Consider the following 23,229-nt stretch of genomic DNA (forward strand, 5'->3'; position numbering starts at 1 on the left):
TGTTTTGGGGATCACGCCAGGTTTAGTTTTTCTGCCTCGGCTTTCAAAAGTGCCTTGTTAATAGGTACTACGCCTACCATTTCACAAACCAGTCCGCCACCGAGATTTGAAATCGCCGCGATCGACTTGGGCGGCAGGTTCAATGCAACACAGCAGGCAGCAATGCTGATCACGGTATCACCTGCACCGGAAACGTCGGCGATGTGGCGAATGTGCGCAGGCAGCTTGTGTGTTTCTCCATTCAGATCAATGAAAACACCGCGTTCAGAAAGTGTGATCAATGCACCTTTTACATTCAAAGTCTCTTTCAGCTGCTCCACAGTCGCGCGCAATTCCTCCGGCTTGTCGACATTGAATTCTACTTTCAAACCTTCCCTAAGCTCCTTCAAATTTGGCTTGAAAAGGGTAGTATGATTATAGGAAAGGAAGTTGCGTTTTTTGGGATCTACAACTGTCGGGATGTTAAGCGAGTTGGCAAACGCAGTTATTTCGCCGATGGACTCAGCTGTGAGAACACCTTTATCGTAATCTTCGAATATAATGACGTGACAGGTCGGGATCAGCTCTTTCGCTTTTTCCACCAGCTGCTGCGTTTCGCTCCTGGAAATAGGGCGGTCCGTTTCGGTATCAATGCGGACTACCTGTTGTGAGCCCGCGATAATGCGTTCTTTGATTGTGGTAATACGGGCCTGGCTGCGAATCAGCCCTTCACAGTTCAAGCCTTTTTCTTTGAGACTATTTTCAAGCAAATCTCCGGAACTGTCAGCACCGATCACCGAGCAAACAATGGCTTCCGCTCCAAGTGATTGTACATTCAAAAGTACATTCCCGGCTCCTCCGAGGCGGTATTCTCGCCTTTGAACAGTCACAACCGGCACCGGCGCCTCAGGTGAAATCCTGTCTACTTTTCCCCAGACGTAAGAGTCCAGCATAACATCGCCGATCACCAATACACGCAGGGAATCGAATGCTTCAAAGATCTGATTAATGTTCATTTGTAAAATAGGCTCCCTTGATCCATTGCAGTTTTCGTGATCATCACACTTTGGCTACAAAATGGAGGCTGGTAATTTGAAATCTTTTATTGAGATAGAGTCTGTGCGCATCCGCTCTTGCTTCTGAAACGCCCGAATCAAGGTGTACCTGATCAAAATTGCCTCTCTGGGCATAATCCATGATCCAGTCCAGCAGCATTCCGGCACAACCTTTTCCACGATGTTGCGGAAGCGTCGAAAGATCGTCTATATAGATGTATTTGCCCCGAAACAGGTTATAACCCGTTTCAAAAATAGCTACTGCGGCCGCTTCGTTTTCCGTTTCTGCAAAAATGATTTTCCGGTTGTCTGCCAGTGTTTTTGCAACTTCCGAAAGATATATTTCATCCGACAAACCCGGTCTTAGCGCCTGTATAGCGCCGCGGCATTTGAGAATGTCAGCTTCTGTTTCAGCGGTCCTGATGGTTATCATCCTTTATTAACAGGAATGGTAAGATTGCTCAGGTTATGTCCCATTTTGTCCCTTTTTGTAAGAAGGTACTTCTCATTAAATGGATTCGCAGGAATTTCCACAGCCACGGAATCAATGATCTCAAGTCCGTATCCGATCAGGCCAGCGCGCTTTTTGGGATTGTTTGTGATGAGTTTGATTTTGGTAACATCGAGGTCACGCAGGATTTGCGCACCAACACCATAGTCGCGATCATCCATTGGAAAGCCCAGTTCGAGGTTAGCCTCAACGGTATCACGGCCCATTTCCTGTAACTTATAAGCACGCAGCTTGTTCAGGAGCCCGATTCCGCGTCCTTCCTGGTTCATATATACAATCACACCTTTGCCCGCCTTATCTACCATATCCATTGCGGCATGCAGCTGCGGACCGCAGTCGCAACGGCAGGAACCGAAAATATCTCCGGTAACACAGGAAGAATGGACACGTACCAGTACAGGTTCGTCTTTTTCCCAGGTTCCTTTTACCAAAGCCAAATGGAGATCGCCGGTGTTGATCTGACGGTATGCAATGAGGTCAAAATGACCCCAGGCAGTTGGCATATCCACGCCAATTTCCCGTTTGATCAACGATTCTTCGCGGAGCCGGTACTCGATCAGATCTTTGATACTGACCAGTTTGAGATTAAACCGATTGGCAATTTCGCGCAGTTGAGGAAGCCGCGCCATTGACCCGTCTTCATTCAAAATCTCGACTAAAACGCCAGCAGGAGATAACCCGGCCAATCTCGGAAAATCAATGGCCGCTTCTGTGTGCCCCGTTCTCCGGAGTACTCCGCCTTTTTTTGCCCTCAAAGGAAAAATATGTCCAGGCCTGCCCAGATCTTCGGGTTTGGTCGCAGGATTTACAAGCGCCTGAATGGTTTTGGCACGATCACTTGCGGAGATACCGGTCGTGCAACCGTTGCCTAAAAGATCGACGGAGACGGTGAATGCAGTCTCGTGCAATGCAGTATTGTTGCCAACCATCATTTCGAGATCCAGCTCAACGCAGCGCTCTTCCGTGATGGGAACGCAGATCAGGCCGCGACCTTCACGCGCCATGAAATTGACGATTTCGGGGGTAACCAGCTCTGCTGCACAGATAAAGTCACCTTCATTTTCACGATCCTCATCGTCCACTACAATGATCAATTCACCTCTTTTGACAGCCTCAATGGCATCTTCTATGGAATCCAACTTAATCGGATTGTTAGTGCTATTCATTAATCGGGTTGATGAAAAATAGTTTTAAACCAAAACTCGTTTTTACCGTACAAAGGTATATTGTTAATATCGAAAGTTCTATTTTTGAACTTGGTCGAATGGTTAACAATGGATTTATCTTAACCGTTTCAAAGTTTGGAGCAAGACGACTTATCAGCGGACATTTCTACTCATCTATGAATTTCAGGCAGTTGATCGCATTTGTATTGGGCTTATTCCTGGCTTCGTCCTACCAGGTTTCAGGTCAAAGCTTTTGCGGAAATACGGGCGGATTTTCCATCACACCCTCGCAGGGTTGCGCGCCGCTGACTGTCACTTTGAAAAACTTGGTCCCGAAAGCTGAAAGTGTTACATATGCTTACAACTTCGATCGTTCGCAGACGACAGCCCCAAACCCACCGTTGGCAACACCGGATTCTACTTTCACCTACAATCTGCCGGGTAGCTACACAATTCTGCAATATGGAAGCGCCAATGGGACGGGGTTTAGTCAATGTGCGGATGTGATTGTGAAAGAGACGCGTGCGCCGAATGCGGAGTTGATCAGGTGTTCCGATGGAAAAGTGAGATTAACATTGATCAGTGACAGTATTTCCAATGCATACGATGCGATTATAGTTGACTGGGGCGATGGTTCTGCGCAGAGTTGGAGTCCCAAAAGCAGCAGTTTATACCTTGATCATAGTTACGCATCTAATGCCAGCCGGCCCATTACTTTAAAAGGAAGCTACCGGAATGCGGATTGCCAGCAAAAAATGGGAGTAAGAACTTTGACCGGAACTACTCCGCAGTCTTTGGCCAGAATTGGAATTAAAAGCGTGGAAATGCTGGAATCAGGTGAGGCAAAGGTTTTATACGAGGGTGTCGAAGGTGTTGTTACGGAAGTTTTGATAGACAATGGCGATGGTCAATTTGCTTCAACCGGAAAGGTTGGGCAGGATGGGGGAACTCAGCTTGCCACCATCGCAGGCCTGGACCCGAAGAAGCTGTACAGGTTTAAGCTTTCTTCCAAAAACATTTGCGATGAACTGGTAGACAGCCCCATTGTAAGCAGTATTAGTATTCAGGAAGCCGCGCTGTCGCTGGATGAAATCATTTCACTTTCCTGGCAAAATTTGCCTAATACAGGGGATTTGACAATGTATCAGTTGAAAAGAGATGGTTCTATTATCTTTTCGTCAGCTACTGAACTTTCCTATTCTGATACGGATGTGACTTGCGGAAATAGTTACAAATATGAGATTGTAACTATCATCGGCAACGATATCCGCTCTTATTCAGCACCGATTGTACTGGAACCTAAAACCTCCATTCCCGGTGTGATCAATCGCGCGAGTGTTACAGTTCAGGACAATAGCACGATCACCACGCAGGTTACATTAGTTGGTGAGGGACTGACCAGTTCGTACGATCTCATTATTGAACGCGCTCCATTAGGTAGCAGCGATTTCCAAAAGATATCTGCGGCGGACAATCAGAGCCTGCAATTTGTGGATACCAACGTTAATACTTCCGCAGAATCTTATTGCTATCGTTTTCAGTATGAGAATGCATGCGACCAGAAATCACCAGATTTCAGTAGCCCGGTTTGTTCCATTCTGTTGTTGAGCAAGGCACCGGAAATAGTCTGGAATGCAGAATCACCTTTTACAGAGCCGGTAAGTTCCTACAATTTGCATCAGCTTGATGGCCAGGGCAACATTGAAGCTGTAATTCCCAAAGATCTGGGCACGGCACATGTTCTGGATCTTGCTAAACAGTCTTCCTATTCTTTCCGGGTTGAGACGCAGTCGGCTGACGGCTCGATGACCAGTTACTCCAATCTGCTTCGATTCAGAAGTGATCCGATCGTACTGGTACCGGATGCATTCACACCAAATGGGGATACTCACAATGAACGCTTTGAGGTGAAAGGGTACTTCATTTCCGAGTTTGAAATGTCTATTTTCAATCGTTGGGGTGAAGTGGTTTTTCATACCAGCGATTTGTCGGGAAGCTGGGACGGAAAGGTTGATAGCAAAGAGGCTGCGGGAGGCTATTACATTTACCAGATCAATGCAACTGACAGTTCAGGTCAAAAACTGGCGCGGAAAGGTAGCTTTTTATTGATAAGGTAGGATTTTTCTAATCCATTGATTGTACGGATAATAGTTTGGAGTCTCTCCCGTTAATTATTTGCGTAGATTGCGACCCTGTTTTCAAGATCTCCCCGATACTCTTCACAATTCCATATTGCTCAATGTTAAATTGACTGTCGTTATAGCCGAAGCTTAATATTGCACACTTATGAAATTATTGCTACCTCTTCAATCAATTCTAGTTGTTCTTCTTTGTTTACTTAAATCGCCCGCAAATGCACAGGATCCTACAATTGGTCTATGTAAGCAAGGTGGAGGTGGTTTTGATATAGATGTTTCAGAAGGATGTGCGCCTTTGGCTGTAAAGCTTACCAATACTGTTTCGAACAGTCTGAATGTGTCATACAATTACGGTTATGACGGCAGATCTGCGCCAAGCCTAAGTACTATCACTTCAAATGTTTATAACATCAGGGGAAGTTTTGTAGTACTTCAGCAGGTAGTAGTTCCAAGCGGTGTAATTTATGCATGCAAGAGCGTGACAGTCTTCGAAAATCGTCAGCTTACAGCAGCATATTCTTCTTGCGGAGGCGGAAAGATAACCCTTAGTTTAGGGGAAGACCAGATAATTGCAGGTTATGATGAGGCCAGGATTGAATGGGGGGATGGTGAGACTTCAACATGGAGAAGAGGCGACAGCTATATATTTGAACATAACTACACAAATACAAGTACAAGCCCGACAGTAAAAGTGACAGGGCTGCATGTTGGTAAATCCTGTGCACAGGGCGCAACTGCCAACATCCCGATTTCATTTCAGCAGGCCCAGCTTAACGATATATCAATTAAGTCGGTTGAAATGCTGGGAAGCGGAATTTTGCGGCTGAATTATCTGGGTGTAACTGCCATACCTACTGAAATCAAGTATAGTACAGACGGAAACACATACGGAACTGCCGGAAGAAGATCCTCAGGCGGCTTACAGCCAGTGGATATCAGCAATGTTAATGTAAACCAAAGCTACAAGGTCAAGCTTTCTTCCCAAGACCTTTGCCAGGGGTTGACAGACAGCAAAGTCATTACAAGTATGACGCTGGCGGGGAAGTCGGAGGATGGGAAGAATGTTTTAACATGGAATAAATATCCCGCCGATGCTGATTTTGTCAGCTACGATCTGCTGCGGGATGGAACGATCATCAAGAGCTTCAGTTCAATTGAAGAGATCACTTATACGGATGAGGATGTTGCCTGCGGAAGCTATTCAGAATACCAGCTAATCGCTAAACTTAAAGAAGTAACATCTACTTCTGCACCTGTTGGTGTGAAAACGGAGGTTTCCTCTGCCCGGCCGATATTACAAGCTTCTGTTTCTGTTGCGGGGGACAATATGGTTGTTATAAAAGCAAATGTGCCGGGAGCGGGGCCAAATAGTACCTACGATCTCTCCATTGAAAAAGCTGAATCCGGAACACCAACATTTCGAAAGATAATTACACTTTATAATCAAAGTGAATACTCCGATCCTGAAGTAAAAACAGCCGAGACTTCTTACTGCTACCGCTTCAATTATCAGAATTCCTGTGGGCAGAAGCTTCCCGTTATTCAGCCCATTTGTACGATCCTTTTAAAAAAGAACCTGACTACACTAAACTGGTCTCCTGAATCTCCTTTACTTGAAGGTACAGAGAGTTATGAAGTAAGCCAGATTGCCTCGGGTGGCGCTACTGCCATTCCCAATCAGCTTAAAACAAGCTACACCGTGCAACTCAATGCACAGAGCGATCTTGAATATAATTTCCAGATTCGCGCGAAATCGGTTTCGGGGAATTTTGAGAGTTTGTCGAACATTATCAATTACCGCAGAAGTGCAGGGGTTTTTGTGCCTGACGCATTCAGCCCCAATGGAGACGGCTATAATGACGTGCTGGAAGCAAAATCAACCCAACTTCAATCTTTTGCATTCTCTGTGCTAAACAGGTGGGGTGAGGTGGTTTTTCATTCAGAGGATATTGCCAAAGGCTGGGATGGAACGATCAATGGCGAAAACGCACCCGTAGGGTCCTACGTTTACAAAATGACTTTCGTGGACGACATCAACCAAACAGTTGAAAAAAGTGGTACTTTTATGCTTTTAAGGTAGAAATCTTCAAAGAAATTTGTAGAAGCTAACACTTAACGGTTTAAAGATATGTTTGGAAATATGGCAGACATGATGGGCATGATGGGTAAAATGAAAGACCTGCAGGCCCGGATGAAAGAAGCTCAGGAACAACTCATCACAATCACGGAAACAGCTGAATCAGGCGGCGGGTTGGTAAAAGCCACTGTAAATGGACAGAAGTCGCTGATCAGCCTCGATATAGATCAGGACCTGATCAAACCTGAGGATAAGGAAATGTTACAGGATCTTATCGTTGCAGCGGTTAACCGTGCTTTTGACAACATTGAACCTAAAATCAAGGCGCATTTACAAAAAGCAACTGACGGTGTGTTACCCAATATCCCAGGGCTGGATCTGAGTGGGTTTATGAAATAATAATTCCTCAATGACCTCCTCTGTTGCGATCGTAATCCTGAATTACAACGGTAAGTACTATCTCGAAAAGTTTCTCCCCAACATTGTCCGTTATTCGGTCGGCCACGACATTTGGATAGCGGACAATGCTTCTACCGATCATTCACTCGATTGGGTAAATGCACACTTTCCCGAAATCAAGACATTGAGGATTGCCGAAAACAAAGGATATGCCGGAGGCTATAATGAAGCGCTCAGGCAAATTACCTCGGATTACTACATACTGCTGAATTCAGATATCGAGGTAACGCCCGACTGGATTGAGCCCGTTATTTCCTTCATGGAATCTGACGCGAGCATTGCGGCTTGTCAGCCTAAAATCCTTGCTTACGACCTGCCTACGCACTTTGAATATGCAGGTGCTGCGGGCGGTTTTATGGATTACCTCGGATACCCCTTTTGCCGGGGAAGGATTTTTGATACCCGTGATCAGGACCTTGGGCAATATGATGATGAAAAAGATGTGTTCTGGGCAACAGGAGCCTGTCTTTTTATGCGCGCTTCCGCTTTCCACAAAGCAAACGGGTTCGATGAATCCTTCTTCGCGCACATGGAGGAAATCGATCTCTGCTGGCGGCTTCTGAATATGCAGTATCGCGTTACTTATTGCGGGAAATCAGCTGTTTACCACGTAGGCGGCGGTACTTTGCACAAATCCAATCCGCGAAAAACCTTTCTCAACTATCGTAATAACCTGATCATGCTTTTTAAAAACCTGCCGAAAGGAAGGCGGTGGAAAACGGTGTTGATAAGGGTTACATTAGACGGGATATCGAGCGTGAGATTTATGGCAGCGGGCGCCTGGCCCGATGTACTTGCCATTATCAGAGCGCATTTCGCCTTTTACAGGATGATACCATCGCTTATGAAAGATGTACCACGTACAACTTACAGGGCGCCGCTATATTCAAGGAGTATTGTTTGGGATTATTTCGTGCGTGGAAAGCACCATTTTGATCAACTTTCAGGGATAAACCCGCCTACAACTCCCAAATCGTAGGACTATTGCTCTTTCTCCAATGCTGCCGGATCTCCATCCAGAATGCAAGTACCAGATACAATATGATCGGTGAGCCAAAAGTCATGAAGGTGGCGTAGATGAAGTATTTTCTAATGCTGCTCGCCGGAAAATTAAGCTTTTCACCTAGCTTGGCACATACTCCAAATATTTGATTCTCAACGTAGTACCGAAGTTTGTTCATGCCTTTCTCGAATTGTTAGTTCATAGTTACCAATTTTAGAGGGGATAAACAATCAACCTGACGGTTTTTTATCAAAGGGTATGGTGAAGCAAAATACCGCTAAGTCGTTACTTTACAAATTCTTTTATCAAATAAATTGTTTTACAAACAATTTTTGTTTCTTTGTGATTAAAGATTTTGTAAGTTGTTCATTATAATCAAGATGTCTTAACAAGAATTTCCAAAATTTCTTTTGCCATTGCGTTGAGCCTCCCTCAATTATTTGGTGAAGGCATTTCGAATATCTACTGAATCGCGAATAAAATCCTTGTGTTTTCACCTTATTTCAATTTTTTTATTTCAACATTATGCCAACAGGTACTGTAAAATTTTTCAATGAAGCTAAGGGATACGGCTTCATCGTTGAAGACGACACAAACAGAGACATCTTTGTCCATGTGACAGGATTGGGAGGACTTACTATCCGTGAAAATGACCAAGTAGAATACGAAGTCGTTGAAGGTAAAAAAGGACTTAATGCTGTACAGGTAAAAAAAATATAACTGTATTTTTTTTGCATGAAACGAAGAAAGCCACTCGCGAGAGTGGCTTTCTTCGTTTTTACTCTATTCCACCCAGGCTTTTACATCGTCAAGCTGAGGCATCTTCTCGTCTATTTTCAGCTTCTTTCGCATTCCGCCCAGATCATTAAAGATCTTGTTCGGGTTTGCCGCTTTTAGCTGCTCGATCGTCAGAATATTCATTTTCTGCAAAGCCGGTATCCACACAGCAGGTACGCCTGCATTGATATAGTCGGCCTCCTTCGCCATTTCAGCTTTTTTCTCAGGCCGCATTTGCGGGAAGAATATCACCTCCTGAATGCTCGAATTGTCTGTCAGCAGCATCGTAAGTCTGTCGACCCCTATCCCGATCCCTGACGATGGCGGCATTCCGTATTCAAGTGAGCGCAGGAAATCGTCGTCCATTTCCATTGCTTCGTCATCGCCGCGTTCTTTGAGTTTAAGCTGATCTTCAAACCTTTCACGCTGTTCAAGAGGATCGTTCAGCTCAGAATATGCATTGGCGATCTCTCTTCCGTTTACAAATAGCTCAAATCGCTCCACCATTCCCTGTTTGGTCCGGTGCTTTTTGGTAAGCGGCGACATTTCAACAGGATGGTCGGTAATGAAAGTAGGCTGAATAATATGTTCTTCTACTTTCTCACCAAAAATCTCGTCAATCAGCTTTCCTTTACCCATGCTTTCGCTCACTTCCATTCCCCACTGTCTGCATTGCTCACGTATCGCTTCTTCATCAAGCACTTCCACGTTAAGCCCGGTATATTGATGTATCGCATCTGTGATACTCAGCCTTGGGTAAGGTCCTGCAAAGTCAAGCTCTACATCTCCAAACTTCGCCTTGGTTGTTCCGTTAACCTGAATGGCCACCTTTTCAAGCAGCTCTTCGGTCATTTTCATCATCCAGATATAATCTTTATAAGCCACGTACAGCTCCACTGTCGTGAATTCCGGGTTGTGCGTGCGGTCCATTCCTTCATTCCGGAAAAGCTTTCCAAACTCGTACACCCCATCAAATCCCCCGACGATCAATCTTTTCAAATGGAGCTCGGTAGCAATACGCAGGTATAGTCCAAGATCCAATGCATTGTGGTGTGTGACAAATGGACGTGCAGCGGCGCCTCCGTGAATGGATTGCAGCACAGGTGTTTCTACTTCCAGCCAGCCATTTGAATCGAAATACGACCGCATCGTAGTGATAATCCTGGCGCGTTTGACGAAAATCTCACGCACATCCGGATTTACGATCAGGTCTACATAGCGCTGGCGGTACCTTAGTTCAGGATCAGTAAAACCGTCGTAAATGTTTCCTTCTTCATCGCGCTTTACAACTGGTAACGGGCGAAGGGATTTATTTAAGATCTTGAACTCCTGCACATGGACCGAAATCTCACCAGTCTGCGTAGTAAATACAAACCCGGTAACTCCAATGATGTCACCAATGTCCAGCAGTTTCTTGAACACCGTATTGTACAGGGTTTTGTCTTCTCCGGGACAAAGATCATCCCTTCTGAAATATAGCTGAATGCGACCTGTGCTGTCCTGAAACTCGGCAAATGCAGCGCTTCCCATAATGCGGAAGCCCATAAGCCGGCCGGCCATTGTCACATGTTTGTAGTCAATCTTATTGTTCTCGTAATTTTTAAGGATATCCCCTGCGTACGTGTTAACCACAAACTCCTCAACCGGGTACGGCTCAATCCCCAGCTTTATCAATTCTTCGCGCTTTTGGCGGCGCAATATTTCCTGTTCGCTTAGTAGCATTGTTGCTGCGATATGTTTGACTATTTGAAACTGATCTCAGAAAGAGTCGGCAAAACTACGATTTTTTGCCTTGAATAGCGAAGGTGAACCTTTAAGATACCTCACTTGGTTGATGGGATATAAGCTGGCACGTTATTAATGGATGTATATTGCTGCAGTCGGCGCTACAATGCTATCCTGCTAAGAGCAATTGCGTTAAACCCCTCGTTTCATGTTTGCAAGAGTATTGAAAATCTTTGGAATTGTTGTCCTCTGTGCCGTTTTCATGTTTGCAGCAGTCGAAATATGGGTGGACAGGAATAAGGAAAGAATATTCAGGAGTGTTCAGGAAGTGGTGAATGAAAACCTGAATGGAAACCTCGAAATAGATGATTTCAAATTCCGCCCTTTTTACGGCGGCTTGGGCTTGAATTTTACCTTATACAAGGTCCGACTTACCGACAGCCTTTTTACTACCCACCAAAAACCATTTCTGGAAGCTGAGCTCATCCACGTTGCTTTGGATCTGAAAGGATTTTACAAGGGAAATATCAAGATCAAAAACCTGGTGTTGCAAGACGGTTCGCTGAACCTGTTTACAATGCGCAATGGATATTCTAACCTGACCATTTTTCAATCCGGAGAAGGAAAGGACAAGAAGAAAAAGTCGGGTAGCAATAATATAGTCGAGAAGTTTGGCCACCTCCGTTTTATCAATTTCGGCGTGATGTTTGCCGATTCAGTCAAGAAAAAATACTACGGCGCGCTTTTCCACGACGCTACCAACATTATAACAGTAACAGACAGTACATCCAATTCCAGTTTCAAAGGATCTGTTTTGTTCAGGGGACTTACTTTCAAACCTGAGAAAGGTGGGTTTCTGATTAACCAGGAAACCAGCCTGAACCTCGCTCTTGCATTTGACAGTGAAAACAAGAAGTTAAAAATATATCCCTCGATCCTGGAAAGCGCCACGCACGACAAGATCAACATCAATGGAGAATTTGACTTTTCAGATACGATCAGGAAGTTTAGAATGAACTTCTCTGCCAATCAGATCGAAGTGGACAATGCATTGCCGCTGTTAACCAAAAAACTCCGGAGCCAGATTGACTCTCTCGGTGTTAAAACCAAAGTTGATACCAAGGTGAATGTAGTAGGGCAGTTGTCCGCGGTACAGCCACGTGTAGATGTGAAATTTGAAACAGATACATTCAAATATGACCTGCCCGTAGGAGCACTCAGGCAGATCAAAGCTTTTGGAACATTTACAAACCAGGCAGATACCTCACGGATTCCAGATGTGCGCAACTCCGCTTTGACCGCGCCTAAAATCACGGGTTTGTTTGAGAAAATACCGTTTCACTTTAAGTTTTCGGTTAAAGATTTCCGGTCTCCGCGGGCGGTGCTCGAAGGGCATGTGCTGGCAGACTCTACTAACCTGGGCTCGCTGCTTGACCCGGACAGGTACGTTTTCAAGAAAGGAACTGCGAGGATCGATTTTCATTTTGATGGCAGCCTGAAAAACTTCTATAATGCCCGGGAAGACAAGTTCGACGGAAAAATAACAGGTAGAGCAACCGTCAATAACATTGCAATGGATTACCTGCCGCGGAAAGTCCATCTTTCCAAGATCGATGGTGAATTCAATTTCAATGAAAAAGCGCTGGTATTTCAGGATCTGCATTTTTCTGACGGGCAGAACATGCTCTACATGCGTGGAAAGCTGATTGACCTGATACCTTACCTTTTTGGTTCGCCCAAGCCATTGCGCGCTACGGTGGATATCAATATCCCGAAATGGAAGCTTAACTGGCTGGAAAACCTGTTTGCTGCAAGAACGAATGCGCCGGAAAACAGGCGGCGGAAATTGAGATTGTCGCAGCTGCTCGATAATGCGATCGATCAAATGGAGATTACCGCAAAACTGGATACCAAAGAGCTGCAATACCGTCAGTTCACCGCAAGGGATGTGAAAGGCGAGTTTACAATTAAGGATAACGCGGTCAGGATTGAGTATTTCGTGATGAAAGCGTTTGGAAAAGGCAGTATGCGGATATCGGGGAATATGGATAACTCCGGGCGCGGACAGCTGCCGCGAATGGCGGTGAAGGGAAAGATCGTCAATGCAGATGTGCATTCCGTGTTCTATTCCTTCGACAATTTTGGTCAGAAAGCGATTACTAGCGACAACATCAAGGGTGTTCTCAATACCGATTTCAAGTTCGAGGCTAACCTGAATAATAACGTGCGGTTAATGCCCTCCACTATGCGTGGAGAGCTGTCATTTGACCTTTCAAACGGGTACATTATCAACTTTGAGCCTTTCATGAAAATGAAGCGGCTTATATTCAAGAAGCGCAATTTTGAACGCGTTCGGTTTGCTCCTATCCGTAATGATATCAGGCTGGTGGGTCAGGAAATCCAGATAGCACCAATGGAAATTGAGTCCAATGTGCTTACACTTTATCTGGACGGCGTTTACAGTTTTGGTAATAAAACGGACATTAACATTCAAATCCCGCTGAGTAACCTGAAAAAGCGCGACTCAACCTACGTCCTCGATCCTAACAACGAGGAGAAAAAAGACGGCTCCAAAATCTTCCTGCGCGCAATCGACGAGAATGGCGAGGTGAATATCAAGCTCGCCTTCCGCCGGAGAAAGGACAAGAACAAGCAAAAAGATGAGCAGACCGAAGCGGATTCGGTAAGTATTCAGAAGTGAGCGTTATGCGGGCTCGTTACTGAACATATAGCCTACGCCTTTTAAGGTTTTGATGTATTGGTCGCCCAATTTCTCCCTCAGCTTTCTGATATGTACATCAACTGTGCGTTCCAAAACGTAAATGTCAGCTCCCCAGATCTTCTGAAGCAGCTCGTCGCGGCTGAAAACCTTATTAGGAGTTTGAGCAAGGAAAAACAGCAATTCAAATTCCTTCTTAGGTAACACAATCGCCTTCTCGCCAGCCTGAGTTACCGTATAGTTCTTGCGGTTGATCGAAAGGTCAAGTATGTCAATGGTATCCCCTGATTCAGCTTTCTGGGCTTCGCGGCGGAACAACGCATTAATGCGGCTCATCAACGCGCGTGGCTTGATCGGCTTGGTAATGTAATCGTCTGCGCCAACATCAAATGCAGCTACCTCAGAATACTCTTCGGAGCGTGCGGTGAGAAAAAGAATGTAAGTATTTCTGATGTCGGGATTCTGGCGCAAAATCCTTCCTGTTTCGATACCGTCAAGTTGCGGCATCATGATATCCAGAAGGATAAGGTCCGGGGTAAAAGTCTTCGCAATTTCAATTGCTTTCTTCCCATTGGAGGCTGTGAGTACTGAATAGCCTTCCTTGGTTAAATTATATTCGAGGAGCTCAACGATATCGGAGTCATCATCCACTACAAGTACTTTCGGTGCTGATACAGCGGATTTAGTGGTGCTCATTGCTAGTATGATTAAAACGCACTTCGAAATTAGAGGATGTGATGTTCACATTACATGTATCGCGCTATTATTAACACAAACTTAATATCAACGATAAGTAATCCGGTACATATCTCCCTGCTCGGCGGTGACAAGCATATCGGTATTGTTCAAAAACAAGATCGCCTCATTTTGCTTTTTCACCAACCGGAAACAGCCCACTGGTTTGCTAAAATTAACGCCCTCGTCCGACACTTCAAATACCAGCACTTTTCCATAAGTCAGGAGTACAAACCTTTTACCGTCGGGACTGATATCTGCGGAGGTTACCTGCGCATTGACGGGAATACTGTCTGCCACACTGACTACATAATCGCCTGGCTTATCCGAAATGCGGTACATTCTCACAACCGGATCATCTCCCCAGTTTTTGGAAAAAAGATAAAGACTGTTGCCGTGATGAAAAAAGGCTTCCGAATCGAAAATGCGGCCTGCGCTATTCTTTGAAGGTTTTTGCTGCTCAGCGTATTTGAATTTGATTACCTGTGTTGTGGAATCCAGCGTATTGTGTTTGTATATCTCATATTCCGAGCGTATTGCTGCGTTGTTCCCGAAATCACCAATGTAGATGTTACCAAGTTTGTCTTCCGCCAGGTCCTCCCAGTCTGCATTCCTTGCCTGGGGAATGGTTTTTATTGAAATGAGTTTACCGGAAAGATCAAAACCATATAATTCGGGTTTACCGCCACTGTCATTGTGCGACCAGAATATGTTTGCATTCTGCGATCTGGCGAGCCCCGAACTTTCAGAAATCAGGCTAGGAAGCTTGCCTATTTTGCTAATTTTGTACTCAGACCGTACTCTCTTGAAATTGTTGACTTTGTGATCAGAATCGCAGGTAGAAAAAAGCGTCTTCACAGCAAACCACACGTACATTAACTTATTCATGAATTCAACATTACGCCCTGTTTCGGACAAAAGTAAAGAAACCCCCGTTTACCTGAAGATAGCCAGCACCCTTGTGGCATTAATCGCAACGGTTTACATTCTGTTTGTTCTTCGTGAAACTATCATTCCACTTGCGTTTTCAATCCTGCTGGCAATTTTGCTTTACCCGGTCTGCGCCTGGTTGGAAAGAAAGAAGGTACCCCGGATAGGCGCAATCCTGCTTAGTATTCTGACGCTTTTTACGGTCATCGTTATTCTGATCTACGTTGTGTCCATTCAAATCGGAAGTTTTGCAGAAGAGCTGCCCCGCATTACAGAAAAGGCAGAGACAATTATGGATCAAACGCTGACTATGGGCGAGCGTTATCTCAATATCAGCCGGAGCCAGCAGGTAAGTGAGGGTAAAAAATACCTGGTCAATGCATTAACCGAAGGCCGCGCTTTTCTCCTGAATACACTTGTTACCACAACCGGCGCAATCTCAACATTCGTACTGATCCCACTTTATATCTTCTTTTTCATGCTTTACCGCGACTTTTTCAGAATGTTCGTGCACAAAGCAGTGCGGAATGTACCTAACGAAGATCTGAATGCATTGTTGAGGAAAATTTATGAAGTAATCCAAAGTTACCTGTCCGGGTTGTTCCTGGTAATCCTGATCGTAGGTGTTTTGAACAGCGTCGGATTACTGCTTTTAGGAATTCCCCACGCGATATTCTTTGGATTTCTGGCCGGCTTCTTAATCCTGATTCCTTACATCGGGATTTTGATCGGCTCGGTTCTTCCTGCACTTTTAAGCATCGTGACGATGGATTCACCCTGGTATGCAGTAGGGGTAATTGGAGTAATGAGCTTTGTTCAGTTTCTTGAGGGTAACTTTATTACGCCCAATATCGTAGGATCGAAAGTCAGTGTAAATCCGCTGGCGGCTATTATTGCATTGTTTTTGGGCGGCCAGTTATGGGGGCTGTCAGGTTTGATACTTGCACTTCCCGTAACGGCAATCCTGAAAGTGATCCTGGATACAATTCCAAGCCTGGAACCTTACGGATTTCTCTTAGGCGAGCCGGTTCACGAAGTAGCGGCAGAGCAAGCAGAAATGCAGCGGGAAGCAGCTGTTCCCCAGGAATTCAAGAAAAAACCCTACCGAAAATACCGCAACAAACCGCGAAAAAGGCCAGAGGGATCTCCCGGCAACATCCAACCCGGATCAGTAGATAGCTAAAAAAGCTGATAGCTAATAGCCAATAGCAAACGACTAACAGCTAAAACCTACTTAACCGGCACTTTCTCCACACTTACTCCCACACTCATTACAAATGGAAGCGGGTTTTGGCGCATGGATTGCGAGAGCGTTATCGTGTAAGTCCCGGACCTGGGAAAACGGTAGTTTTTAAGGAAAGGGATTTTATGGTCAAACAAATCACCAAGTCCATGACCGTAAGGCTTGCCGGTAACTTCATTGGACAGGTAAACTTCTTCCAATGTATTTGAAATCACTTTCTGGTCGGGACCAACAAAGTTTCTTGTCATATACAGATTGTAATAAGGATACTGCAATGTATTCCTGAGCAGGTAATACAGATTGTAGGTCTGCGTAGTATCCGTGATTTCTACTTTGAAAGTAGGCCTGTTCTTGATATACCAAAGACCATCGTCAATATCTTCATGCGCCTTGTAAACTACATTTTCATCACAGGCAACAAGTGCCAGGCAGAGAATCAGGACAGCAGCTATTCCGGGGAACTTCATGAAAGCATTGACTAGTTAGATTTCAAAACTATCTATTTTTCCTTTAAACTGGTCTGCTCACTAAAATAACGGTTCAGCCAGGAATTGGAAGCTGCAATTTTCCAGCGTGTCATCCATTGCGCTTTCGTAGCCACCTGGTTGTCAAAAATGGTTGTAGAAGGTTGGATAATCTCTTCCTGGACAGATTGCCGGATCTTTGCTACCGGAACTGTTTGCACTATGCCGTGTTCATCCAGATACGCCACCGAGCGGTCGAGGAAGTCGATCTGCATGCGCTGTCCGATCTCCTGTAACCAATGCACAGATTTGTCAATAGAGCAGCCGCTTGGCAGCTCTTCACGCTCGTCAACAGCGATAACGACGAAGCGGTGTTCAAAAATTTTTCCCGAAGCCGTAAGTGGTTTTCCGTGTGCTTCCCAATTGTCGAGTGAGGCTTTCAGGGTTTCGGTGATAATGCCGCTTTCTGTTTCGGTAAGCTGGCGGTTAGCCTGATAAATCCAGATCCTGGATTGAAGATCTATATCGCTGAATGGAATGTACATGATTTCAAATTCAATTAATGCCCTTAACAATTACTTAGTCAAATTTCAACAATGAATAATCTGACTAAGTTCTGGTAATAAAAAGACCCTTTACAGTCCGTTTGCCTGTGCTACCAACTCTGCAAGATCATAGATTTTTACAGAATCCTCTTTTTCCTTGTTCTTCAAACCGTCGGTCATCATGATCATACAAAACGGACAAGCCACTGCAATCGTATCTGCGCCGGTTGCAAGTGCTTCTTCAATGCGTTCGACGTTTATGTCTTTATTGCCTTTTTCTGGTTCTTTAAACATTTGCGCACCCCCCGCACCACAGCAAAGTCCCTTGACGCGCGACCGCTTCATTTCGGTAAGATCCGCGTCGAGTGCTTCAAGAACATGGCGGGGCGCTTCGTAAATGTCATTGGCGCGGCCAAGGTAGCAGGAATCGTGAAACGTGATCTTTTTTCCATTGAATGGAAGCCCGTCTTCCGGCCGGATTTTTCCTTCATCGATCAGTTGCTGTAAAAATTGGGAATGATGGATAACCTCGTAATTGCCTCCCAGCTCAGGATACTCGTTTTTTAGTGTGTTAAAACAATGCGGGCACGCAGTAACTATTTTTTTGACGCCATACATATCCAAAACCTGGATGTTGGACATCGCGAGCATTTGAAAAGTAAATTCATTGCCAGCGCGGCGGGCAGGATCTCCGGTGCAGCTTTCCTCGGTACCCAGCACAGCAAACCGGATCTTAGCTTTGTTCAGTATCTTGACAAATGCGACTGTGACCTTTTTATACCGGTCATCGAAAGAGCCGGCGCAGCCCACCCAGAACAATATTTCCGGTGACTCATTGTTCGCCGCCATTTCCGCCATTGTAGGCACCCGGTAATCTGCTTGTTCCATATTCGGACTTTTTACAATTCCTGATTAAACTTATCGCACAGCATCGGCCCAGTTGAACCGGTCGCCGGGGGAGAATTTCCAGGGCGCCTGGTTGGTATCCAGGTTCTGGAACATTGCATTCCACGAGCCCGGTGCATGCGCTTCGTCCATTACTTTATATCTGCGTAGCTGTAAGATAATGTCAAGCGGGTTGATCAGCACCGGGCATTCCTGAGCGCACGCATTGCATGTTGTACACGCCAGTATCTCTTCTTCAAGAATGTAATCCCCGATCAGACTCTTGTTATCGGGTATGAATTCACCTTTGTTAGCCTGCATGATCCTGCCTACATCTTCAAGCCGGTCGCGCGTATCCATCATAATTTTGCGGGGCGATAGCTTTTTGCCAGTGATGTTTGCCGGACAAGCGGCGGTACACCTGCCGCATTCTGTGCAGGAATATGCGTCCATCAGGTTTTTCCAGCTTAGATCAGTCACATCTTTCGCACCGAAACGTTCGGGAACCACCGCGTCGGCATTTTGATTTTCGAGGCCCAGCATTACTTTCACTTCACTTGTGATCTCGGGCATATTATACATTTCGCCTTTTGGTTTGAGTCGGGCAAAGTAGGTGTTCGGGAATGCGAGAACGATATGCAGGTGCTTGGAGTACGTCAGGTAGACTGCGAAGCCGAGGATACCAATAATGTGCAGCCACCAGGCCACACGTTCGTAAATCACGAGTGCAGCGGTGTCCCAGTTGGAGAACAGGGGCTGTAAAAAGCTGCTAACGAGGAAGTCGCCTGTCACGGGATAATGCGGGTGTCCGACTTTTTGCAAAACGCTGTCTGATGCATTCATGGTAAGGATCGCAATCATGAGCACGATTTCCAGGACCAATATCAGCTTGCCGTCGAGTTGTGGCCACCCATTCAGTTCACGATGGCGGGCAGGTTGCAGCCGTTGTACGGCCGGGTTATACCTGCGGATCAGAAAAACGGAGCAGGCGATAAGAACACCTGCGGCAAGAACTTCAAAAAAGCCGATCAGATAACGATAGGAGTTAGCCAGTAATGGAGCCAGGATCCTGTGCTTACCAAGGATACCATCCAGAATGATTTCAAGAATTTCGACATTGATCAATATAAAGCCGATATAAACCGCAAAGTGGAGGAAGCCGATAAGTGGCTTGTCGAACATTTTCTTTTGCCCCAAAGCAATGCGCAGCATGGTCGAAAAACGTCTGGCAGGCTGATCGTTCCGATCTTCGTTTTTGCCTATCAGGATGGTTTTCCTGATCAGGCTAACCCGCCTGAGAAGTATCCAGGAAATGGCGGCCAAGATCAATATGAATGCAACTTGCTGTATCACTGCCATCTATGCCATTGGATTAGATTCTAAGCTCAATAGTATGCAAGCATACCAAAACAAATATGCCAAAAATGTACTTCGATGCAAACGGTTTTGCGATAAAATATACTTGTGTGGAGCTAAGTATCAGGAACTGAGGTAAAAGGCTTTTTTGATTCTTTTTTCGAAGAAATATTTTTGAAAATAATTTGCAAAGCAAAACCAAACTTCTAGTTTTGCAGTCCCAAAGGGAACCAATTGAGCCTGGTGATGTAGCTCAGTCGGTAGAGCAAAGGACTGAAAATCCTTGTGTCGGCGGTTCGATTCCGTCCATCACCACTTGAAAATCAAGCCGTTACGATGCAAATTCGTAACGGCTTTTTTCTTTCGTAAACTATTCGTAAACGCAGAAATTAACCCTGATTTGGTGGGTTGACCGATGTCTGATCCCGGGTGTCATTCTAATAGCCACAAGAATACAGCAAAGACGCTTCTGCAATTCTCGTTAAGAGGTATTAAAAAAGTGAGGTTTTAAAAGCTGTCGATGTCGTTCTGAAAAAACTTATAATATCCCGAGTTCTGATGTTGATTTAGCCGACAGGCCAAACTTTGTGTTGTCATTGATCATTCTATACGACATTACATTATGGGCAATTTTTGTGAGGCGAAAGGTTGTGTCGATTTGGTCAAGTGTGGTTCTACTTCCAAAATAAATAGCCGAACACTTATTGAGATAGAAATAACGACCTGGGCTCAACGGGTTTATAATATCAATATAACGCCATTCTTGCTCATAAGACCAATCGGAATGCTTATAGATGGATGCTATCAAAGGTAGATATTTTGACTGCTCAAAGTCACTGGCATCAAATAGCTCACTTGAATAAATGACTGGAAATAGTCTACGACCATCCATGTCATGCGGCTGATAGTTTGGCAGATCATATTCAACACAAATTCCCTTGTGGTCATTCGCATAATGCGCCCAGAGTAGAAAGGAATCATTAACAGCACTGAAACTGCATACGTTTATTGATTCCTTGCACCGTCTATTTAAATCCAAGACAATTTTTTCGATTTGATGCCTCATGTTGATCAGGTCATAGATAATAGGCGGCGCAATCGGATATTTTAATCTGATGTGTCGTTCAAGAGCCTCCAATCGGTTCGAAGAGTCAAATATGGATTTTAAATCCTCATCGGCGATATACTGGCCAATTGATTTTTCTTCAAGCCAATTAGTCCAATACGTATCTTGCCTATGGAGACTGTTTTTAATTATGCCCACACCTGAGTCGTATGGGTCGTTAAAGCTTGCCGGAGTTGATGCCCACAATCTATTTTCCACAATATTGTCAAGCGTGGCCAGTGTAATTTCTCGATACTTATAGAGTTTTTTCGGCAGATAAGGTTTTTTGAATTCAACCGCGTCTTCGAATTTTCCAGCAGCTAACGCATTTAACATTAGTTTCTGCCATTCAGGTAAATCGTCCATCAAATCTTATTTCTATGTGCAGTAACCAAGGCTGGCTAAATTCACCAGCTTTATAAATGAGCTTTGATTTAAATAACTAGGATCGAAATGGGTTGGGGCTAGCATTGCTGTTGATTTCCCAATATGGAAGCTTTATTAAGTTCCCTGGGCTATCGAGCCCTTTAATTTCTAAAATCATGTTTTGCCATCCCATGACTTCGTGTGGCTCCAGCAATGGTTTCACGACTTCACGAAGTTCATCATTATCTGCGCTTTTAGTGCTGACCATGCTAAGCTTCTTTGGCATTCGCTTGGAAATGTAATCAGCAGTGAAATTGTCTCCAATCGCCAGATAGTGCCGAACAATTGCGTTGTTTACAAATGTTTCCCACGAGTTTGTATACAGACTTTTTAACTGCGTTAAGTCCTGCATGATAGGCCACAGAGTCACGTTGTATCCCGCCAGAAAACCAGATGCGGTTTCAAATTCTTTCAGTGCGCCGAGTGTAGGGAACTCATCCATGATCATTACCACTTTGCGATCACGGCTGTAGTATTTGGTCAAAGCCCGCATCACTGATCCAAAAAACAATCTTAACCAGGTTTGGCATCGTTCGAGGTCGGCCGGACTCAGGCACACAAAAATTGCTGTTTTCTGATGCGCGATGGTTTTTAAATCGATGTCTGAGGCGGAAACAGAGTTTCTCAGCTGGTTATCCTTAAAAACATCTGTCGCGGTGCGAACGGTTGAATATATTCCTTCAACTGTGCGGCCACCATCATTGACGAGCTGGCCAAATATGGCTGTCGCTTCATCCTTAATGTCACCGTCAAAAGCATCATTTTTGGACATCTGCATAAGCAGACCTGTCCGTTCAGAACCCGCTAGCCGAAGCCATTTGTAAAGTGTACGGAAATTCTTAGGCTCCTGATCCTGCGTCATCATATGCCGAATGTAGAGCGTAACGTAATTTCTGGCCGATTTGTCAAAATAATCATTTGAGTGGCTGGCAGGGGGAATAAGTGCATACGCGATCATGTCAGCGTATTTATCAAAATCCGGGTCAGTGCCACTAAAAAGATCAAATGGATTAAAACGGGCATTGCCAAACAGTATAATCTCTGGAATGTCAAAGGGATTTACGGCCAATACATTATAGCCTGCACTTTGCAAATAGGTACCCGACACGGCTAAATTTTCTCCTTTTGGGTCAAGGACAACAAATGAAGGTGCATTAGCCTCTTTTAGATTATCTGCTAATAAGGCAGGCAAAATGAGATTGACACCTTTACCTCCTCGTGAGCCCCCGACAGTCATCATGTGACCTTGTCCATTCCAATAGAGCTTAGATCCGACGTGCAACCCCGATCCTGAATTTCCGAGTGCGATCTTAATTTCTTCTGTTGTTGCCCAATCTTTCGCACCATATGCCTTTTTCAAGGCTTTCTGCTGCAGTTCTTCCAATGTGCCCATCTTGTTAAGTTTATTCCAATGGTGCTGTTGCATTGAAACGTAATAGGCAATCCCTGCAACCGGGACAGATATAAGTAGGCTAACAAAAAAGACAGTTCCTGCATCCCTTCCGGCTGAGGAAGTAATCATAATTACTATTATCAAGTTGACTACGAGATATCCTATTATCCAACTTGAAGGCAATTTTCTTTCAACAGGCATTTTTTCCCCTGTAATTTCCTCAACAAGTTTTGTTCGCATGTTTATATCCTTGGAAAGCTTTTCCCATTGTTTTGCGAAGTCACTATCATTATCTTCCATTTGCAGTAGAGGTTTGGTTTTCTGCAAATTAGCAATAACAACAAATATTACTTGTTGTTATTGTGCAAAAAAATATGCTGCTAGATATGCTGAAAGATAGGTGAGCCAGTAGACTAGCATTGGAAAAAAATATGTTTGTAGCAGCCATTCTAAAATTGCTACAAACATATATTGAACGACACGAATGCGATACCTTTTAAGATTACGCCAAGTGATGTTCCAAATTTTTGAGGCTTTC

At 44.7% G+C, this 23,229-nt stretch carries 20 protein-coding genes and 1 tRNA gene; 8 read left to right on the top strand and 13 right to left on the bottom strand.

Features of this window, described 5'->3' with window-relative positions; genetic code table 11:
• Positions 1 to 11 precede the first annotated feature (11 nt).
• Genes ASG33_RS00940 through ASG33_RS00950 form a run of 3 tightly spaced genes read right to left on the bottom strand, consistent with a single transcriptional unit; the run spans position 12 to position 2,711 of the window.
• The gene (locus ASG33_RS00940) at positions 12 to 995 is read right to left on the bottom strand and encodes a bifunctional heptose 7-phosphate kinase/heptose 1-phosphate adenyltransferase (RefSeq protein WP_056279388.1); all 984 of its coding nucleotides are present in this window, start codon (positions 993 to 995) and stop codon (positions 12 to 14) included.
• A 43-nt stretch (positions 996 to 1,038) separates the two neighbouring features.
• The gene (locus ASG33_RS00945) at positions 1,039 to 1,467 is read right to left on the bottom strand and encodes an N-acetyltransferase (protein WP_229238521.1); all 429 of its coding nucleotides are present in this window, start codon (positions 1,465 to 1,467) and stop codon (positions 1,039 to 1,041) included.
• Entirely contained in the window at positions 1,464 to 2,711 is a 1,248-nt protein-coding gene (locus ASG33_RS00950) for a bifunctional 3,4-dihydroxy-2-butanone-4-phosphate synthase/GTP cyclohydrolase II (RefSeq protein WP_056279390.1), read from the bottom strand. The genes ASG33_RS00945 and ASG33_RS00950 overlap by 4 nt, the downstream gene beginning before the upstream one ends.
• Before the next feature lie 176 nt (positions 2,712 to 2,887).
• Here ASG33_RS00950 and ASG33_RS00955 point away from each other — a divergent pair, with 176 nt between their 5' ends.
• From ASG33_RS00955 to ASG33_RS00970, 4 genes are all read left to right on the top strand, one after another.
• On the top strand, positions 2,888 to 4,828 hold the full coding sequence (locus tag ASG33_RS00955; protein WP_082489050.1) for a gliding motility-associated C-terminal domain-containing protein: 1,941 nt from the start codon (positions 2,888 to 2,890) through the stop codon (positions 4,826 to 4,828).
• A 169-nt stretch (positions 4,829 to 4,997) separates the two neighbouring features.
• The gene (locus tag ASG33_RS00960) at positions 4,998 to 6,929 is read left to right on the top strand and encodes a gliding motility-associated C-terminal domain-containing protein (RefSeq protein WP_229238522.1); all 1,932 of its coding nucleotides are present in this window, start codon (positions 4,998 to 5,000) and stop codon (positions 6,927 to 6,929) included.
• A 48-nt stretch (positions 6,930 to 6,977) separates the two neighbouring features.
• On the top strand, positions 6,978 to 7,325 hold the full coding sequence (locus ASG33_RS00965) for a YbaB/EbfC family nucleoid-associated protein (RefSeq protein ID WP_082489051.1): 348 nt from the start codon (positions 6,978 to 6,980) through the stop codon (positions 7,323 to 7,325).
• Positions 7,326 to 7,335: 10 nt separating this feature from the next.
• Positions 7,336 to 8,364 (top strand): glycosyltransferase family 2 protein, encoded by a 1,029-nt coding sequence (locus ASG33_RS00970; RefSeq protein ID WP_056279394.1) that lies wholly within the window; start codon positions 7,336 to 7,338, stop codon positions 8,362 to 8,364.
• Here ASG33_RS00970 and ASG33_RS00975 read toward each other — a convergent pair.
• Complete coding sequence (locus ASG33_RS00975; protein WP_056279397.1) at positions 8,345 to 8,566, bottom strand: PspC domain-containing protein; 222 nt, start codon at positions 8,564 to 8,566, stop codon at positions 8,345 to 8,347. The two genes, ASG33_RS00970 and ASG33_RS00975, sit on opposite strands and share 20 nt — an antisense overlap.
• A gap of 347 nt (positions 8,567 to 8,913) precedes the next feature.
• Between ASG33_RS00975 and ASG33_RS00980 the strand changes: the two genes are divergently transcribed.
• Complete coding sequence (locus tag ASG33_RS00980; RefSeq protein WP_026629450.1) at positions 8,914 to 9,108, top strand: cold-shock protein; 195 nt, start codon at positions 8,914 to 8,916, stop codon at positions 9,106 to 9,108.
• A 63-nt stretch (positions 9,109 to 9,171) separates the two neighbouring features.
• Here ASG33_RS00980 and lysS read toward each other — a convergent pair whose 3' ends face one another.
• Positions 9,172 to 10,887, bottom strand: coding sequence for a lysine--tRNA ligase (lysS, locus tag ASG33_RS00985; protein ID WP_056279398.1), 1,716 nt, complete (start codon positions 10,885 to 10,887; stop codon positions 9,172 to 9,174).
• 211 nt (positions 10,888 to 11,098) lie between these two features.
• On the opposite strand from lysS, the gene ASG33_RS00990 reads away from it, so the two are divergent.
• A complete protein-coding gene (locus ASG33_RS00990; protein ID WP_056279400.1) occupies positions 11,099 to 13,591 on the top strand; it encodes an AsmA-like C-terminal region-containing protein in 2,493 nt (830 codons plus the stop codon).
• Between the two features lie 3 nt (positions 13,592 to 13,594).
• Here ASG33_RS00990 and ASG33_RS00995 read toward each other — a convergent pair whose 3' ends face one another.
• Positions 13,595 to 14,305 (bottom strand): response regulator transcription factor, encoded by a 711-nt coding sequence (locus ASG33_RS00995; protein ID WP_056279402.1) that lies wholly within the window; start codon positions 14,303 to 14,305, stop codon positions 13,595 to 13,597.
• Between the two features lie 87 nt (positions 14,306 to 14,392).
• On the bottom strand, positions 14,393 to 15,232 hold the full coding sequence (locus ASG33_RS01000) for a hypothetical protein (protein ID WP_056279404.1): 840 nt from the start codon (positions 15,230 to 15,232) through the stop codon (positions 14,393 to 14,395).
• Here ASG33_RS01000 and ASG33_RS01005 point away from each other — a divergent pair.
• Positions 15,231 to 16,457, top strand: a complete 1,227-nt coding sequence (locus ASG33_RS01005) for an AI-2E family transporter (protein WP_056279406.1) — start codon at positions 15,231 to 15,233, stop codon at positions 16,455 to 16,457. The genes ASG33_RS01000 and ASG33_RS01005 overlap by 2 nt on opposite strands.
• A 47-nt stretch (positions 16,458 to 16,504) precedes the next feature.
• On the opposite strand, the gene ASG33_RS01010 is transcribed toward ASG33_RS01005, so the two are convergent.
• The 4 genes from ASG33_RS01010 to ASG33_RS01025 all read right to left on the bottom strand — a co-directional run bounded on the left by ASG33_RS01010 (position 16,505) and on the right by ASG33_RS01025 (position 19,770).
• Positions 16,505 to 16,984: a gliding motility lipoprotein GldH gene (locus ASG33_RS01010; RefSeq protein ID WP_056279409.1), complete on the bottom strand. Its 480-nt coding sequence runs from the start codon at positions 16,982 to 16,984 to the stop codon at positions 16,505 to 16,507.
• Positions 16,985 to 17,016: 32 nt separating this feature from the next.
• A complete protein-coding gene (locus ASG33_RS01015) occupies positions 17,017 to 17,526 on the bottom strand; it encodes a hypothetical protein (protein WP_056279410.1) in 510 nt (169 codons plus the stop codon).
• 90 nt (positions 17,527 to 17,616) lie between these two features.
• Positions 17,617 to 18,414, bottom strand: a complete 798-nt coding sequence (locus ASG33_RS01020) for a (Fe-S)-binding protein (protein ID WP_056279411.1) — start codon at positions 18,412 to 18,414, stop codon at positions 17,617 to 17,619.
• A gap of 30 nt (positions 18,415 to 18,444) precedes the next feature.
• On the bottom strand, positions 18,445 to 19,770 hold the full coding sequence (locus tag ASG33_RS01025) for a (Fe-S)-binding protein (RefSeq protein WP_056279412.1): 1,326 nt from the start codon (positions 19,768 to 19,770) through the stop codon (positions 18,445 to 18,447).
• Positions 19,771 to 20,009: 239 nt separating this feature from the next.
• On the opposite strand from ASG33_RS01025, the gene ASG33_RS01030 reads away from it, so the two are divergent.
• Positions 20,010 to 20,082 (top strand) — tRNA-Phe (locus tag ASG33_RS01030).
• 223 nt (positions 20,083 to 20,305) lie between these two features.
• Here ASG33_RS01030 and ASG33_RS01035 read toward each other — a convergent pair.
• Both ASG33_RS01035 and ASG33_RS01040 read right to left on the bottom strand, forming a co-directional pair.
• Positions 20,306 to 21,238, bottom strand: a complete 933-nt coding sequence (locus ASG33_RS01035) for a DUF2971 domain-containing protein (RefSeq protein ID WP_056279414.1) — start codon at positions 21,236 to 21,238, stop codon at positions 20,306 to 20,308.
• A 76-nt stretch (positions 21,239 to 21,314) separates the two neighbouring features.
• Positions 21,315 to 22,991, bottom strand: coding sequence for a type IV secretory system conjugative DNA transfer family protein (locus ASG33_RS01040; RefSeq protein ID WP_056279416.1), 1,677 nt, complete (start codon positions 22,989 to 22,991; stop codon positions 21,315 to 21,317).
• Positions 22,992 to 23,229: the final 238 nt, after the last annotated feature.

This window comes from Dyadobacter sp. Leaf189 (assembly GCF_001424405.1).
Lineage (GTDB): Bacteria > Bacteroidota > Bacteroidia > Cytophagales > Spirosomataceae > Dyadobacter.